The sequence below is a fragment of the Terriglobales bacterium genome (assembly GCA_035651995.1).
Lineage (GTDB): Bacteria > Acidobacteriota > Terriglobia > Terriglobales > Acidobacteriaceae > DASRER01.
Map to the genome: position 1 here is coordinate 37,456 of DASRER010000035.1, position 16,606 is coordinate 54,061.

The 16,606-nt window shown below is 64.9% G+C and carries 12 protein-coding genes and 1 pseudogene; 4 read left to right on the top strand and 9 right to left on the bottom strand.

Annotation, left to right across the window (positions count from 1 at the left end):
- Positions 1–152 precede the first annotated feature (152 nt).
- A complete protein-coding gene (locus tag VFA60_12440; protein ID HZQ92597.1) occupies positions 153–1,091 on the bottom strand; it encodes a redoxin family protein in 939 nt (312 codons plus the stop codon).
- Between the two features lie 257 nt (positions 1,092–1,348).
- On the opposite strand from VFA60_12440, the pseudogene VFA60_12445 reads away from it, so the two are divergent.
- Positions 1,349–1,825: pseudogene (locus VFA60_12445) on the top strand (redoxin domain-containing protein).
- A gap of 221 nt (positions 1,826–2,046) precedes the next feature.
- Positions 2,047–2,265, top strand: coding sequence for a hypothetical protein (locus tag VFA60_12450; GenBank protein HZQ92598.1), 219 nt, complete (start codon positions 2,047–2,049; stop codon positions 2,263–2,265).
- Here VFA60_12450 and VFA60_12455 read toward each other — a convergent pair.
- From VFA60_12455 to VFA60_12480, 6 genes are all read right to left on the bottom strand, one after another.
- Positions 2,257–2,892, bottom strand: a complete 636-nt coding sequence (locus VFA60_12455) for a TetR/AcrR family transcriptional regulator (GenBank protein ID HZQ92599.1) — start codon at positions 2,890–2,892, stop codon at positions 2,257–2,259. The genes VFA60_12450 and VFA60_12455 overlap by 9 nt on opposite strands.
- A gap of 110 nt (positions 2,893–3,002) precedes the next feature.
- Entirely contained in the window at positions 3,003–3,854 is an 852-nt protein-coding gene (gene accD / locus VFA60_12460) for an acetyl-CoA carboxylase, carboxyltransferase subunit beta (protein HZQ92600.1), read from the bottom strand.
- A 140-nt stretch (positions 3,855–3,994) separates the two neighbouring features.
- On the bottom strand, positions 3,995–4,531 hold the full coding sequence (cobO, locus tag VFA60_12465) for a cob(I)yrinic acid a,c-diamide adenosyltransferase (GenBank protein ID HZQ92601.1): 537 nt from the start codon (positions 4,529–4,531) through the stop codon (positions 3,995–3,997).
- A 146-nt stretch (positions 4,532–4,677) separates the two neighbouring features.
- On the bottom strand, positions 4,678–6,162 hold the full coding sequence (gene proS, locus VFA60_12470) for a proline--tRNA ligase (protein ID HZQ92602.1): 1,485 nt from the start codon (positions 6,160–6,162) through the stop codon (positions 4,678–4,680).
- Positions 6,163–6,287: 125 nt separating this feature from the next.
- Entirely contained in the window at positions 6,288–7,439 is a 1,152-nt protein-coding gene (locus tag VFA60_12475) for an FAD-dependent oxidoreductase (GenBank protein ID HZQ92603.1), read from the bottom strand.
- 83 nt (positions 7,440–7,522) lie between these two features.
- Entirely contained in the window at positions 7,523–8,461 is a 939-nt protein-coding gene (locus tag VFA60_12480) for a hypothetical protein (GenBank protein HZQ92604.1), read from the bottom strand.
- Between the two features lie 139 nt (positions 8,462–8,600).
- Between VFA60_12480 and VFA60_12485 the strand changes: the two genes are divergently transcribed.
- On the top strand, positions 8,601–11,243 hold the full coding sequence (locus tag VFA60_12485; GenBank protein HZQ92605.1) for a glycosyl hydrolase family 2: 2,643 nt from the start codon (positions 8,601–8,603) through the stop codon (positions 11,241–11,243).
- 175 nt (positions 11,244–11,418) lie between these two features.
- Here the strand turns inward: VFA60_12485 and VFA60_12490 are convergent, their stop codons facing one another.
- Together VFA60_12490 and VFA60_12495 are read right to left on the bottom strand one after the other, a co-directional pair.
- Positions 11,419–12,771, bottom strand: coding sequence for an APC family permease (locus VFA60_12490; protein HZQ92606.1), 1,353 nt, complete (start codon positions 12,769–12,771; stop codon positions 11,419–11,421).
- Positions 12,772–12,893: 122 nt separating this feature from the next.
- Positions 12,894–15,524 (bottom strand): winged helix-turn-helix domain-containing protein, encoded by a 2,631-nt coding sequence (locus tag VFA60_12495; protein ID HZQ92607.1) that lies wholly within the window; start codon positions 15,522–15,524, stop codon positions 12,894–12,896.
- 328 nt (positions 15,525–15,852) lie between these two features.
- On the opposite strand from VFA60_12495, the gene VFA60_12500 reads away from it, so the two are divergent.
- Positions 15,853–16,371, top strand: coding sequence for a hypothetical protein (locus VFA60_12500; GenBank protein HZQ92608.1), 519 nt, complete (start codon positions 15,853–15,855; stop codon positions 16,369–16,371).
- Positions 16,372–16,606: the final 235 nt, after the last annotated feature.

Below are 16,606 nucleotides of genomic sequence, written 5' to 3' on the forward strand. Positions count from 1 at the left end.
AACCGCGGACTCGGAGCCGCAAAGGCAACTGGAAAACCGGCTTGCCAGGGATGCGCGCGGATTTCCACCGATCGCAGGCACGTGAGGGTCGGTGAGAATCCGCGGAATCCGTGGCGAGGATTGTCTCGGTTGCTCCGCGTCTCCGCGGTCATTCAGATTCCCACAGCTTCGTAATCGTCCGTATCGTCGCGCGACGGGCGGCGGCGCTGCTCGATTTCGTATGGCAAGCGCCGTTTTAGGCGCTCGCGTCGCAAGCGGCTGCCGCCCATCAGCGCCGCCGTGATCACGCCGCCGGCAAGCAGCGCGCCGGCCGCGGCGTTGCCCGGATTGAGCACGATCGGTTCGACCACGCGGCTGCCCATGAGCGTGAGGCGGCCGGGAATGCCGACGGCTTCCTGAAAGTTTTCGATGCTGCGGCGTCCGCCGCGCTCCAGGGCGCGCCACATGAAGACGGCGGCGCCGGTGTAGGGCGTGGATGTGTCTTCGCCGCCGCGCACGACGACGGACTCGTGGCGGCCGTCGCCTTCGGCCGCGCGCTGCTGCAACCTCAGCAGCTCGTCGAGCGCGGCTGCCAGTGGGCGTCCCTGCGCCCACAGCATGCGGTAGGCAACGCGACCGGACTTGTCGATGACAAACGCGGGGTTCGCCAGCTTTCCCCAGCGGCGATGGACGGTGCCGCGCACGTCATCGATCGCGATGGGAATGTGGACATCTTCTTCGTCGCGCAGACACTCGGCGGCGGCGGCCTTCTGCGCCGGCGTGCGGTGCGCCGGCAGCTGGTCTCCAGGATGCGCCTCGCGAACGTAGATGAGCGCGAACTCCACGTCATCGCTGGCGTAGCGCTTGGCAAGGCGATTGAGGCTGCGAATGGAGGCGGCGGTCATGGGACACGTCGCGGAACCAAAGCTCAGGACCAGGTTCTTGTTGCCGCGAAAGTCGCTCAGGCGGAAAGGGTCACCATCGAGCGTGCGCAGGGTGAAGTCGGGTGCGCGTTCGCCCGGTTCCGGGGCGTCACGGAAACCGGCCCTGAGGTTCTCCAGCCCCTGCTCGCGGGTGAAGGCGGCGTAGTTGTAGGGCTTGTAGCCAAACATGGCTCGGAACTCCTTGGCTGGAAATTTTACGCTTGGCCCCGGGCGCGCAGGCCGCGCGACCACCGATTTTGATGCCGCGGGCGCGCGGCGGCGTTGACCGGCTGATTGATTTTTCCAAGCGCGGATTTTTTGTGAGCGCGCCCTTGTTACCGCGGATGCCTTACGTGGCGACTTGTCGCATCCTGACGCACCCAATAAAATGCCAGTTCCACTTTTTTCTGCGGTTCAATCCCCTAAGTGGAGGTTGCATGGCACCACTGAAAGTCGGAGACATGGCGCCCGACTTCGAACTGCCGGCGGTCACCGGCGAACAGCGGCACCGGGTTCGGCTGAGTGACTTCCGCGGCAAGAAGCACGTGGTGATTGCTTTTTATCCCCTCGCCTGGACTCCGGTGTGAGCGGCCCAGATGCCGGCGTACAACGCGGACTATGACAAGTTCGCCGGCTACGATGCCCAGGTCGTGGGCATCAGCGTAGATTCCATCCCCAGCCACCTGGCGTGGCAGAAGCGCGACATCGGAATACTGCGGTATCCGCTGGCGAGCGACTTTTGGCCGCACGGCGAGACGGCCCGCAAATTTGGCGTCCTGCGCGAGGGCGATCCCATTCCGGGGATCAACGAACGCGCCGTCTTCATCGTGGACAAGGAAGGCAAGATCGTCTTCTCCAAGGTGTATCCCCTTGACCGCCAGCCCGATAACGAAGACGCGTTTGAGGTGCTCAGAAAGCTTTAGCAGCACTTCACGACCTGCAGGAAGGCCGCCCGCAACCGGGTGGCCTTTGTTTTTGCCATGACCCCGATAAAAGTTTCGTTCGCGACTCCAGCGCTACCGGCGCCCACAAGACATGGAAGCCCATCCTCGTCCGCCGCTGTGGAAGACGCTGTTCGCCTTCGCGATGATTTACTTCGTCTGGGGGCCCGACGTTACTGGCGATTCGCGTCGGCGTGGAGGAGGTGCCGCCGTTCCTGCTGGCGGCCATCCGCTTCCTCATCGCCGGCCTGGTCCTTTACGGCTGGATGCTCGCGGTGGTGGTCGGGTATTTCTTCGGCGGCGAGGCGCTTGACCTGAGGACGATCTTGGGCACGTTCCTCGTGCTGGCGGGCGTGGTGGTAATCACCACCACGCCGGCGAAGGTGAACATTGCGGCGCGCGCGGTGGAAGAGTCAGGTTGAGGACTCGCCGCGTTGGGCCACCACGAAGGCCGAGATGGCCGCGTCGAAGATGGCGGTGAACTCGCGCCGCGTGAAGCTGGCGGGATAGCCGGCGCGCTCGGCGAGCAGATGGTCGCGCATCAGCCCTTCAAACATTCCAATGAGCGCCGAGCGGATGGCCTGCGGATGGAGTTCGGCGCGCAGCTGGCCCGCGGCCTTCAACTCGGCGACGGTCTGATCGATGAAGCTCACCAGTTGCAGGTAGCCGGCGGTCATCAGGACGGCGTTGCCTTCGCGCCGGACGCGGCGTCCCTCCAGCAGCATCAGCTCTCTCATCTCGGGATCGTTGTCGAGCGCCTGGACGATCAGCTCCATGGTGGAGCGCAGGCGCGCCACCGGCTCGGGGACGCCTTGCAGGGCATGCAGTCGGCCGCTCATCGCCTGCCAGCCGCGCTCGAAGATGGCCTCCAGCAGACCTTCCTTGCTGCCGAAGTGCTTGGTGAGCTGCGACTCGCTGGTGCCGGCCAGCCGGGCGATGGCCACGGTGCTGGTGCTCTCGTATCCGCGGGTGGCAAACAGCCGCTTGGCCGCGGCCAGAATACGGTCGTGCGAGGAAACCGGCGCCGGGGAGTTGGACTGCTGCGCCATGGGTAGTAATGGTACTACGCGCACATCCACCACAAAGACACCGAGGAGCCAACCAGCGCAGGAAACGTTGCGCTATCAATCTCGGTGCCCCTGTGTTTCGGGAGTGGATCTCAGCTTCCGTTCGTGGTCATAAACTCGAAGGCGCGCGCCAGGTAGGCCTTCATGTCCTTGCGGTGGACGACGGCGTCGAGGATGCCGTGTTCCAGCAGGAACTCGCTGCGCTGGAAGCCTTCGGGAAGCTTCTGGCGGATGGTGTCTTCGATGACGCGCGGTCCGGCGAAACCGATCAGCGCGCCCGGCTCGGCGATGTTCAGGTCACCGAGGAGAGCATAGGAGGCGCTCACGCCGCCGGTGGTGGGGTCGGTGAGGACGGAAATGTACGGCACCCTGGCCTGGTCGAGGCGGGCGAGCGCGGCGGAGATTTTCGCCATCTGCATCAGGCTGACCACGCCCTCCATCATGCGCGCGCCGCCGGAGGCGGAGACAACGACAAGCGGATGTTTCAGCTCGCGGGCGCGCTCGACGGCGCGTGTGATCGCTTCGCCCACCACCGCGCCCATGCTGCCGCCGATGAACGAGTACTCCATGGCGCTGACCACTACGTCGCGGCCGTTCAGCTTGCCGCGCGCGTTGACGATGGCGTCTTTCAGCCCGGTTTCGGACTGCGCCTGGCGGAGGCGGTCGGCGTAGGCGCGCTTGTCGGCGAACTTGAGCGGGTCGGTGGAGGCCAGATTCTGGTCGTCCACCGTGTACTGGCCGTCGTCAAGCAGCAATTCCAGGCGGCGGCGCGCGCCAATACGGAAGTGGCGCTGGCAGCGCGGGCAGACGTTCAGGTTCTCATCCAGTTCTTTCTTCCAGATGATCTGGCGGCAGTCGTCGCACTTGACCCACAGGCCTTCGGTGCGGACGCGCTTTTCGCCGCCGGGTTCCAGCTCGCCGGGTTCGCGTTTGAACCAGCTCACGTTCGGTCGTTGGCCCTCGGTCGTTGGTCGTTGGCCAAGCGCTCGCGGCAACGGCCCCGCACGCGATCGTAGATGAAAATGGGCATGACGGTGGCGCTCAGGATGCTGCCCGCAAGCCGGACCCACTCAACCGTGCGCAATCAGTACTCGATTCCCCGCTGCGCCTGCACGCCCTTTTCGTAGGCGTGCTTGACCTGGCGCATTTCGGTAACTGTGTCAGCTACTTCGATGATTGTCGGATGCGCGTTGCGCCCGGTCAAGATGACGTGCACCATCTCGGGCTTGCGCTTGAGCGCTTCGACAACCTTGGCCGGATCGAGCATGCCGTAGCTGATGGCGTAGTTGATTTCATCGAGCACCACCAGGTCCCACTGGCCCGACAGGATGGCCTGTTCGGCTTCGCGCCAGGCGTCTTCCACCAGCTTGATGTCCTCGGGATCGGTTTCGGCGCCGCCCACCTTCACGAAACCGCGGCCCATCTGCTTCATGACGAACCTGTCGCCGAAGGCCTTCACCGCGTCGAGTTCGCCGTAGTGCCACGAACCTTTCAGAAATTGCAGCATGAGCACGCGCATGCCGTTGCCGACGGCGCGCAGCGCCGTGCCCATGGCGGCGGTAGTTTTGCCTTTGCCCGGGCCGGTGTTGACGATGATGAGACCGCGACGAATATCGCTCATTAGCGCCGCTCTAACAGGACCTCACGAACCGCAGTTCGAATGCGTTCAGCGCCTTTCAGCAGTTTGTTCAGCGCTCTCCTTCGACGAAGGTTCCTGCGTTGCCTCACGCCAATCCTCAAATCTCGAGTCCATCTCATAGCCTGCCGCTAATATGCCTTCGCGAACACCGCCCGCTTCACGGCTTCCTTCCCCGTGTACACGCACTTTCCTGTTCCGGCGGGCTGCTCGAGCGGGAGGCAGCGTATCGTCGCCTTCGTCTCTTCCTGGATTCTTTCCTCGTCCTCGCGCGAGCCGGCCCACCAGGCCCAGACGAAGCCTTTTTCCACGCGCTCCTTCAGTTCTTCGTAATCCGACGCCTCGAAGGTGTGCTCTTCGCGGAACTTGAGCGCGCGCTGGAACAAGCCGCTCTGCATCTGCGCGAGCAGCCCCATGACGTGCTCGGTGAGCCCCGCCTGCGGCACGAACGACTTCGGCGCTTTCGCCGGCTTTCCGCCTGCGGCCTGCGCAACCGGCTGCGAGTTGTTCAGCTGGATGCGCTGGGCGATCGCGACGCTTCCCTTCTCCACGTCTTTGGGGCCGACTTCGACGCGCAGCGGGATGCCTTTCAGCTCCCACTCGTTGAACTTGAAGCCGGGCGTGAGGTGGTCGCGCGTGTCCACGTGGAAGCGGATGCGTCCCTTCCAGTCAGCGGTGATCTTCTGCACCGCGTCGAGCACGGTGGCGCGCTCGGCGTCGGTCTTATAGATGGGCACCACGACAGCCTGGATGGGCGCCAGGCGCGGCGGCAGCACTAGGCCGTCATCATCGGAGTGCGCCATGATGAGCGCGCCGATCAGGCGCGTGGTCACGCCCCAACTGGTGGTCCAGGCGTGCTGCACCTGGTTGTTCTTGTCGGCGTACTTGATGTCGAACACCTTGGCGAAGTTCTGCCCGAGGTTGTGCGAGGTCCCCGCCTGCAGCGCGCGGCCATCCTGCATCATGGCCTCCATGCAGTAGGTCCGCAGCGCGCCGGGAAACTTTTCTTTCTCGGTTTTCAGCCCCTGGATGACCGGGACTGCCATTTCCTTTTCCACGAAGTCGGCATAGACCTCGCGGAGAATCAGCAGGGTCTCGCGCTCGGCATCGGTTTCGTCAACGTGGACGGTGTGGCCTTCCTGCCAGAGGAACTCGGTAGTCCGAAGGAACGGGCGCGTGCGCAGCTCCCAGCGCATGACGTTGGCCCACTGGTTGATGAGCAGCGGCAGGTCGCGCCAGGAGCGCACCCACTTGGCGTAGAAGTAGCCGATGATGGTCTCCGACGTCGGCCGGATTACGTACGGCTCGGCCAGCTCTTCGCCGCCGGCGCGCGTCACCTCGGCGACCTGGGGCGCGAAGCCTTCCACGTGCTCGGCTTCCTTCATCAGGAAAGACTTTGGAATGAGCAGCGGGAAGTAAGCGTTTACGTGCCCGGTCGCCTTGATGCGGTCGTCGAGTCCGCGCTGGATGGCTTCCCATAGCGCGTAGCCAGTCGGCTTGAAGACGATGCAGCCGCGGACGACCTCGGCGTAGTCGGCCAGGTCGGCACCGCGAACGATATCGAGATACCACTGCGCGTAATCCTGCGCGCGGGGAGTGATGCCCTCTTTTGCCATGATTCGCTTTTAGCTCTTGGCTTTTGGCTACAGCTTCGCCTCTGGCACGGATTGGAGCGTGTGCAAAGGGCGAAACTCTGATTGTAGCGGATTCAGCGCGGTGCGTCGGCCAGCTTGCGCGATTGTCAGTACACCGCCCGCGCGCGCACCGTTTTCTTGGCGGCGAGGGCGAAGCGGGGTTCCGGCGCGCCGCTGCCGGCAACCGTGGACGCCACGTACTCGCCGACCATGGGACCGTGTTTGAAGCCGTGTCCGGAGCCGCCGCCGACCAGCCACACGTTCGTCCACTCGGGATGGCGATCGATGAGGAAGTCGCCGCTGGAGGTGTTCTCGTACTGGCAGACGCGGGTTTCGACGATGGGCGCATTCGCCAGCGCGGGAAGTCGGCGGGCCACCACGGCGCGCATGGCATCGGCGGAGTTTTGTGAGACCACGCGCGAACCGGTGTCGGGATCGAAAGCTTCGCCGTGGCGGTCGAGGGATATCTTCACACCGCGGTTCTCGACGTCGGGCATGCCGTACACGTCTTCGGCATGCCGCAGCCAGGTCGGCATGGCGGGAGGGCGGAAGCGAGTGTCGCCGGCGGGCGCGCCGAAGAAAAAGACTTCCTGGCGCGTGGGAAAGATGCGCGCGCCGAGCAGCTCGGGAAATAGGCGCGGCAGCCACGGCCCGCAGGCGAAGAGGTAAGTGCCCGCGCTGAGCTGGTGGCCATCGCGGGTGCGAACGGCGTCGAGTCTTCCCACAGCGCCGGGCGGCTCGACCGCGGCCTGGCGGAACTCGACGCCGAGCGCTGCGGCGCGCTCTACGAGCGCCCGGACGCCGCGACGCGCCATCAGAACGCCGCTCTCGCCTTCCAGGAAACCCCAGGTCACATCGTCGAGCGCGAACTGCGGATAGCGACGCGCGAGTTCGGCACGCTTCATCTCTTCAACGGCGACGCCGTTTCGCTTCACCACGTCGAATGATGTGCGGCTGTACGCGTCGGCGTCGTCGGCGAGCCAGAGCACGCCGGTCCGGAGGAAGATCGTGCTGCGAGTTTCCTCAGCCAGTTGCTTCCAGCGCGCGAGCGAGGCGATGGCCCAGCGGGTGTAGAGCTCATCGGCGCCGTAGGCCGTGCGAATGATGCGCGTCTCGCCGCCCGACGACGCGCGGCTGTTGCCCGGACCGTAGGCGTCGACGAGCAGGACGGAGTGTCCGGCGCGGCGCAGCGCCAGCGCCGTCCAGGCGCCGAAGACGCCGGCGCCGATGACGAGAGTGTCTGCCGTGGTGCGCGGCATTTTTAGAATCTACAACAAGTGGACAGTGAACGGTGAACAGCCACTTGGTTGTCCACGGCGCCCTGTGCACTGTTCACGGTCGACTATCCACTTATCACAACCCGCGCAGCCGCCAGGTCCTCCAGCGCACACCCGACACTCTTGAACAGCGTGATTTCGTCCGGCGAGCGGCGCGCGCGTTGCTTGCCGCTGACGACCTCGTGGAGGTCGCCGGCGACGTGATCGCGCGTGATGGCGCCCTCGGCGATGGGGATGAGCAGGTCGCCGGCTTCGGCGAGCGCGCCGGCGTATGTGTCCACTATGACGCGGGCGCGGGCGACAGTGGCGGTATCCACCTCGCGCGTGTGCGGCTGGAAAGCGCCAATCAGGTTGAGGTGGGTGCCGGGGCGCAGCCACTCGCCGGGAAAAAGCGGCGTGGCGCAGGTAGTGCAGGCGCAGATGACGTCGGACTCGCGGGCGAGTTGCTCGGGCGTGGCCGCGACGAGTTCGAAGCCTTGCCGAACTGCGCTCGGTGTGGCCGGACGGGACGTCCGGCCCCACGTGCGTACGAATGCTTCGGACTTTTCCGGCGAGCCCCCGGATACAAGCACACGGTGAAACCTGCGCACCAGCGGCAGCGCGTCGAGATGGGCGCGTGCTTGCCGTCCGGTGCCGAAGATGCCGAGCGTCTCGGCGTCAGGACGCGCGAGCAGGTCGGTGGCGAGCGCGGAGGCGGCGGCGGTGCGGACGTCGGTGAGATAGTTGGCGGCGATGGTGGCCAGAACTTCGCCGGTCTTCGGATCGAGCCAGAGATAGGTCGCGCGAACTGCGTCCGATACGCTGACCAGCTTCACACCGGCGGCGGGAACGGCCGGATCGAAGCAGGGCATGATAAGGAGGACTCCCCCGCCGGCGAGAGGCGCCTGCGTGCGCGTTGGCATTTCAAACGACGCCGGACCGCGCGCGAAGGCTGCGCGCAGGGCGACGAGGGCACGGGCGGGGGTGAGCGCGCGGATGACGTCGTCTTCGGAGAGCTGGAGCATCCGGGGGAGGGTAACAAGATGAAAAGCGTTCACACAAAGGACCCGGGACAACACGAAGGCCGCAAAGGAAGCTGGCATAATCGTGCGGCGAAAATCTTCGCCACAGAGGGTACAGAGGAACACAGGGATGAATGGCAGGGTGAGCTGCGCGGTCGTTTCGGCATTCGTGCTGTTCAGTGTGGCGGCGCATGCCGGTGAGCGCACCTACCTGCGCGAGGGCTGGCAGATTCAGTCTTCGTGCAGGGTTGGCGAAAAGGGCGAGACCATCTCGACCATCGCGTTCAAGCCGCAGGGCTGGATTCCGGCGACGGTGCCGACCACGGTGCTTGCGGCGCAAATAAAGGCGGGCGTGTTCGATTCGGTTTTCGACGCGAAGAACAAAGACCCATACTTCGGGATGAACCTGCGGCAGGTTCCGGGGACGACGTATCCCATCGGCAAGATGTTCGCAAATTTGCCGATGCCGGTGGACTCACCCTATGCGTGCTCGTGGTGGTATCGGACGGAGTTTGGGCGGCCAAAAACGCGGGCGGGGTCGCCCGCGTCCCCACAAGCGACGCAGTTCTGGCTTCATTTTGCAGGTATCGGGTTTCGCGGCAACGTGTGGCTGAACGGAAAAAAGATCGCCGACGCGAAAGATGTGGCCGGCACCTGGCGTGAATTTGAGTTCAACATTACGAGCGATCTGGTGAGTGGCGGCAATGTTCTTGCGGTTGAAGTCTTCGCACAAGAGGACGACGACCTGGGCATCACCTTCGTGGACTGGAATCCGATGCCGCCGGACAAAGACATGGGGCTGTGGCGGCCGGTGTGGGTGGAGAAGACGGGGCCGGTGCGTGTGCGCAACGGATTTGTGAGCAGCCGAATATCGGCCGATCTCAGGACTGTGGATTTGAGCGCGTCTGTCGAACTTACAAACGCTTCCAACCATCGCGTGCGAGGCATTCTGGTGGAAACCGTGGAGCGACGCCAGACGCGTCAAGCGCGAAAAGCTGCTCCCATCGAGCTGGCGCCGCGGGAAACTCGCGTGGTGCACACGGACCTGCTGTTGCATCTGGGAGACGCGCAACTTTGGTGGCCATACGGCATGGGACCACAGAGCCTGAACAAGGCCACCTTTGAGTTTGGGGCAGGTCCTTCGGCGGTTTCCGACGCGCAGGTGGTTCCGTTCGCCATCCGCTCCGTCACCTCCGAACTCACAGCCGACGGGCATCGGCTGTTCAAGATCAACGGCAAGCCCTTCCTCGTCCGCGGCGGTGGGTGGACGCCGGACATGATGCTGCGCTCGTCTCCCGAGCGCCTCCAGGCCGAGTTCAACTACGTGCGCGACATGGGGCTGAACACGATCCGGCTGGAGGGCAAGCTCGAGTCTGACGAGTTCTTCGAGACGGCCGACCGCATGGGCATCATGGTGATGCCCGGGTGGTGCTGCTGCGATCACTGGGAGCACTGGAAGAACTGGAAACCGGAGGACTACGAGATCGCGGCCGCGTCGCTGGAAGACCAGACAAAGCGGTTGCGGAATCATCCCAGCGTGCTGGCGTGGCTCTACGGCAGCGACAATCCGCCGCCCCCGGATGTCGAAAAACGCTATCTCGCCGTCTTCGACAAGGTGCAGTGGCCGAATCCGGTCTTGTCATCCGCCACGGCGAAGCCCACCAGCGTCACCGGCCCGAGCGGCGTGAAGATGGCAGGGCCCTATGACTTTGTCCCGCCGAATTACTGGCTGCTGGATACGGCGAAGTACGGAGGAGCCTACGGCTTCGCGACCGAAATCGGCCCCGGTCCGGCGATTCCGCCTGTTGAGAGCCTGCGCAAGTTTCTGCCCGCCGACCATCTGTGGCCGGTGGACGAGGTGTGGAACTTCCACGCCGGCGGAGGCACGTTCAAGAACCTCGATCTCTACAACCGGTCCCTGGCCGCCCGCTATGGCGAACCGAAGTCGCTGCGCGACTACGAGCGCAAGTCGCAAGCGGCGGCCTACGACGGCGAGCGGGCGATGTTCGAGGCCTACACACGCAACCGCTATCGCTCCACCGGCGTGATCGCATGGATGCTGAACAACGCCTGGCCTTCGACCATCTGGCACCTGTACGACTACTTCCTTCAGCCGGCAGGCGGGTACTTCGGAACGAAGAAGGCGAACGAGCGGGTGCACGCCATCTACGGCTACGACGACGGCAGCGTCACGGTAAGCAACATGACCAATGTCGCGCAGCGCGGTTTGAAGCTGCGGGCGCGCGTCTTAAATTTCGACATGAAGACGAAGTTCGAGCGCGAGGTGGCGGTGAACGTGACTGCCGACGCGACAGAGCGCGCCTTGGTCATTCCGCCGTTGCCCGACATCACGCCGGTTTACTTCGTCGATTTGAGGCTGGTGGAGGCGAGCGGCCGCGAGGTTAGCAACAACTTTTATTGGCTATCGAAGCAGCCGGACGTTTTGCAGTGGGAGAAGTCCACGTACTACCACACGCCGCAGTCGCAGTACGCGGACCTGACCGCATTGCAGTCGCTGCCGAAGGTGAAGCTGGAAGTGAACGGCCGGGTGGAGGGTGGCACGGCGCGGGTGACGGTGCGGAATCCGTCGCCGCATTTGGCGTTCATGGTTCGGGTACGCGCGGTCGATCCGGCGACGGGCGACGATGTCTTGCCGGTGCTGTGGAGCGACAATTATTTTTCGCTGCTCCCGGGCGAGAAGCGCGAGGCCATCGCTACCTTCGGAGCAAACGCGCTCACGGGAAAAAAGCCGGTCGTGAAGATCGAAGGTTGGAATGTTGAGTAGCTTCGCGTAGCGCCGCCCCTCCGAGGCTTCCTCATTCCCTTCACGCTTACCCGCGCCACCCTGACTGCGCGCGGACGAGGGCGTCCGCGCCACGCAGTTCATGCCCAGCGACGTCAGCACAGAGCTCTTGCGCCCAATCTTCCTCTGTGCCTCCGCGATCCCTGCGGTGAAAGTCCTAGGCCCTTTCGAACGGCCACGTCGCATTGCGCCTGGCGTGCCAGAAGAACACCACCACGCCGGCCAGCAGCGTGACCAGGCCTGCCGCGATGTACTTCCATCCTGATGTAAGGAAGATGTAGCTCCAGCCCAGGAACGCGACCACGGCCGGCGCCGGATACAGCCACATCTTGTAGGGACGCTGCTCGGGCGGCAGGCGGCGGCGCATGAGCGGCAGCGCCACGATCTGCGCCAGGAACTGCACCAGCACTCGCGTGGTGATGAGCGCGCTGATGACCACGTCAAGCTCAAGGAATGCCGCTGAAATCGTGACGCCGGAGAGCACCAGCAGCGAGACGTGGGGAAAATGCTTGGTGGGGTGGAGCCGGGCAAACGGCTTGAAGAAGTATCCGTCGCGCGCGGCGGCGTAGGGAATATGCGAGTAGCCGAGCAGCACCGCGAAGACGGCGGCGAACGCCGTCCACAGGATCGCAGCCGTGATGGCGACGGCGGCGGCGTGGCCGTGCAGGCGCTGCATGAAGTCGGAGACGACGAACTGCGACTGCATCGCCTGGCGCCACGGCACTACCCCGATGATGACCGTCTCGATGATCAGGTAGCCGGTGGCGGTGGCGATCACGCAATAAAGAATGGAGCGCGGGATGGTGCGCACCGGGTCGCGCACTTCGTCGGCGATGTAGCACACGTCGTAGTAGCCGACGTAGTCGTACATGGCGATGAGCATGGCGCTGCCCAGACCTAGAAAGAACCCGCGCGAGAAGGTGAACGCGCCCGGCGGAAAGCTGAAGGCGAGCTTGGGATCGAAATGCGGCACGCCGGCGATGATGATGGCCAGCATGGTGGCCACCGTGCCGGCCCAAAGCGTAATCGTGATATGGGCCACGCCGGTGATCTTGCGGTAGAGCAGCCCGAGCGCGACCACGCCGACGGAGGCGGCGAGCAACTTCTGCTCCATCCCGGTCATGGTCGGCACCAGGTAGGTCGCGTACTTGGAGAAGCCGATCATGCCGCTGGCGATCTCCATGGGACCGCTCAGCACGAACGCCCATATGAAGAGGAAGGCCATCAGGCGTCCCGCGCCCTGGGGGCCGTAGGCCTCGCGCAGGTAGCGATAGCTGCCGCCCGATCCCGGCCAGGCGGCGCCAAGCTCGCTCCACACCTGCCCGTCGCAGGCGGCCAGTAAGGCGCCCAGGATCCATCCGAGCAGTACCTGCGGGCCGCCCATGCTGGCCAGCATGAGAGGAATGGTGATGAAGGGCCCGACGCCCACCACGTTCGACATGTTCAGCGCGGTGGCGTGCAGCAATCCGAACCCGCGCCTGGGCTCGGGAGAAGATTGAGTGGTGGCCAAAGTTCAGGCAGAGTCGCACGAACCGAATGAAGACGCAAGGAGGGAGCGGGCGTTTCGAGCTTCGAGTTGCGAGTTCGCGATCGCGATCACTCAAAACTTGAAACGGGAAACTCGAGACTGCTCTACCGGAAGTTGTCGGCCACCATGATGTCGGCGCCGCTGCGGTCCATCTGCATGTAGGCGACGCTGCGCCCGTCGGGCGCGATCGCCAGCCCCGGACCTGCCCTGGGTCCTTTTTCGAAGGCGAGCACGTCCTTCACCTTGTGTGTGGCAAAGCTGTAGAGCGCGAGCGCGGGATAGAGTTCGTCTTCCTTCTCGTGCCCGGGTTCTTTCGATTTCCGCTTCGCCGGCCGGACGTAGTAGATGCCGTGTTCGGTGACGGCCCAATATCCCCAGAGCCGAGGCAGCAGATCGGGGATGACCAGCACTTCGTCGTCCGAGGCGGATGGCGCTACGGGCGGCGCGTTTGCGCCGGGCGTTGGCGTGGCGGATTGCGTGACTTGCGGATGCGACGAGGCGTTCGGCTGAAGGGGCGGCCTTGGGACGGCGGGCGCGATCGGCTTGATCGGCGCCTGGCCTTGCTCTCCGCCGCGCCGTTGCCGCACGCCGCGTTCGTCGCGGCCATCGCGTTCGTGCTGTATCTCAGCCGTGCGCTCAATCGTGACAGATTCATGGCGCAACTCGGCGGCGCGCTCGAGCGTCGAAGAGGCACGCGGGCCCGCGACCTGGAGTGAGCGATGGCCCGGATTGAGCGATCGCGCGTAGAGCCCGGCCGCCTCCCACTTGGAGTAATACAAGGTGTTGCCGTCGGGCGACTCGAAGGCGCCGAAGCCGCCGTGGTGCGTGATCTGTTGGGCGTCAAGATCGTTGCCGTCGAGCGGCTGCCGCCAGATCTCCCACGTCCCGCCACGGTTTGAGCTGAAGTACACGTAGCGCCCGTCGCGCGAGAAGCTGGGAATCACGCTGTCGAACTTGGTCTGGGTCAGCCGCCGCACCGGACCGCCATCGGCGTTGATGAGGTAGATCTCGGAGTGTCCGCCGGGGCGTGAGTCGAAGGCGATCTGCTTGCCGTCGGGCGACCAGCGCGGCGTGCCGGTCTGCGGCCCGCCAAAGCTGGTGAGCTGGTGCGGCGACGAACCCTCGGCGTTCGCCGCCCAGATTTCCCAGTTGCCGCTGCGGTCGGAAGCAAACACCAGGCGCTTGCCGTCAGGCGAAAACTGCGCGCCCACCTGAAGGCGTGTTGATCCCACCAGGATGCCCGGCTTAGGTGTGGCGGCGCCCGCCGGCCCCGGCAGCGCATACGACCAGATGTTGGAGCTGTCCACGTGCTGCACGTAAGCGAGCCGTTCGCCGACGGGGGCGATATCGGGTTCGCTCACGTTGTCGCCGAACGGGATCCGTTCCGGCGTGTGGCCGCGTACCACCTTCACGCGCCACAACACGGCGGCTGAGGCGCCAGACCAGCGCGCGCCATAGACGATTTCGCTGCCGTCTCTCGTAAATGCCAGGCCGGTGATGGGCAGCGAGTCGAAGGTGATGCGGCGCGGTTCACCGCCGTTGACCGAGACGATGAACAGGTCGTCGGCGCCGCTGTGCAGCGTGCGGCTGAAGGCGACGAACCGGCCGTCGGGCGTGAAGCGTCCGTTCTGGTCGCCGGTGAAGCCGCGCGGCGGAAACGTGAGCTGCTTCTTCTCGTGCGTTTGCAGCGACACCAAGTAAAGAGCGTGCGGATCGGTGTCGCCCGGGCTGTCGCTGATGAGCAGCCACCTGCCGTCGGGCGACCAGGCCAGCGACGCCAGGTCGCGCACCGGCGTGATGCGCGTCTCCGGCCCGCCCAGCGCCGGCAGCGTGTAGACCGCAAGGTCGGGCGGCGGCTTGAGCAGCGTGCGGCGGTCGTCGTCGCTCGCCGGCCTGGCGTCGGGCGGCCTTGGCGGGCGCTGCATGCGCAGGCAGGCGAGGAATTTTCCGTCGGGCGACCAGACCGGAAGCCCGTAGCGGACGTCTTCGGCAACCGGCGTGATGCGCACCGGCGTCCCGGCGTCGAGGAGCTTGACGTAAACCGCCATCGCTTCGCCCCGATCGCCGGACCAGGCAAAAGCGATCTGCTTGCCGTCGGGTGAGAAGCGCGGCCCGATCTCCCATCCCATGGCGCTGGTAAGCGGCGCCACCCGCGTAACGGTCATGTTGCGCACACTGGGCGCGATGCGCGCCCGGCGGTTCAGATTCATGACCGTATTTGCGATTCCCATGATGGTCAACGCCGCCACCACCACCAGCGGCAGCACGAAGCGACGGCGACGCGCAGAAGCGGCGGCGGATCGGTCCAGCGGAACGGCGGTGGCCGGCGGCACTGCCGGCGACAGGGCGGGCGCGGCGACGGAAGGCGTCCCGTTGCCGTTGCCGTTCATTCTGACCGGGGCGATGAAGCGGTAGCCGCGCCGTGCCAGCGTCTCGATGAAGCGCGGGTTCTCGGCCGAGTCGCTGAGGGCGTCGCGCAGTTTCTTCACCGCCACGTTCAGGGCGTGGTCGAAGTCGCCAAAGCTGTCTTCCGGCCACAAGCGCCGGCGCAGTTCTTCGCGCGTGATGACCTCGCCGGGCTGCTCCAGCAGCGCCGCCAGCACCTTGAACGGCTGGTCCTGCACCCGGAGCCGCACACCGCCTTTGCGCAGTTCACGCGCGCGCAGGTCAACCTCGTAGATCCCGAAGCGGACAACGTTGGGCACCTTGGCGTTCTGTCCCTCGATTGGCTGCATGGCAAGTATGAACGACCGCTGCTCTGCTTTGGACGTTTCAACGCGCCAGGCAGTGCCCCGGTTTCACTCGCGCGGACTCGCCGCGATCCACGCGGAAGCTACGGCAGTTTACTACCGGCTGCATTTCGAGCGCCGCCGTGAGCGAGGTATTCCGCTTTGAAGATTGCGGCGCGTCATGCACTTAGCTGGATAGGCAGATTCTACGCAGAGGATAGCGGCAGAGCATTGAGGTACCCGCCGCCGGGCGGCAGATTCGCGTGGCCCGAAAAATTTTTTCGGGCGCGAAATGCTCGTTCACCGCCGAATTTGTCTGCTGCTCATCGCTTCGATGGCGATCACCGCCGGCGCACAACCCGCCCCGCCGGCAGGGGCCGGGGATTACGCCGCCGCAACCGGCGGCCCTGCGCGAGCCGAAAGCACGGCCGGGGCGTTGGTCGTCTGCGCCGGCGGCGTGGCTCCGGCAGACTGCGAACTGAACCGGGAGCGGGTGCGGCGCGCGCTGCGCCAACTCCGGCTCGATGGCGGGTTCGGCGGAAACTGGTGGCGCTACGTCGTGGTGGACGAAGCCGGCTGGCGGCAAACATTGCGGCAGTTTGGCGTCGAGCGCCATGTGCCTGCCTTTACTGCGCTGCCTGTCCGCACCACCTATCTGAACCTGGCGCTGCTCTCCACCGATGGCCGCGTGGACGAAGCCTTGCAACCCTTCGGCGACCGCGCCGTGATCCTGGAGCGTGTGCTGGCCCATGAAGCCGGGCACGTTCTGTGCCGAACGCACCGCGAGAGCCTTGCAGAAAACGCGGGCGCGCGGCTGCGCTACGGCAGCGGGCGAAGCTTGAACTGCCGATAATCACCCCCACCTACGTGCGCCACCCTTGCGCGCCGATCATCTCTCCTGATTTGCGTATTCGGCGGAAAGCGCTTATTTCGTCCCAAGTTCCAAGAAAAATGGCCGGCTCGCACTCCGAACACCTCCGTTTTTTGGAAGATAGGTGGCCAACTAAGTCCTTGGAAATCATTCACTTCTTTGTTGACACGCGTTTCACATGAACCTACGATAGCGCCCGCGTTCTTCATCTCTGGAA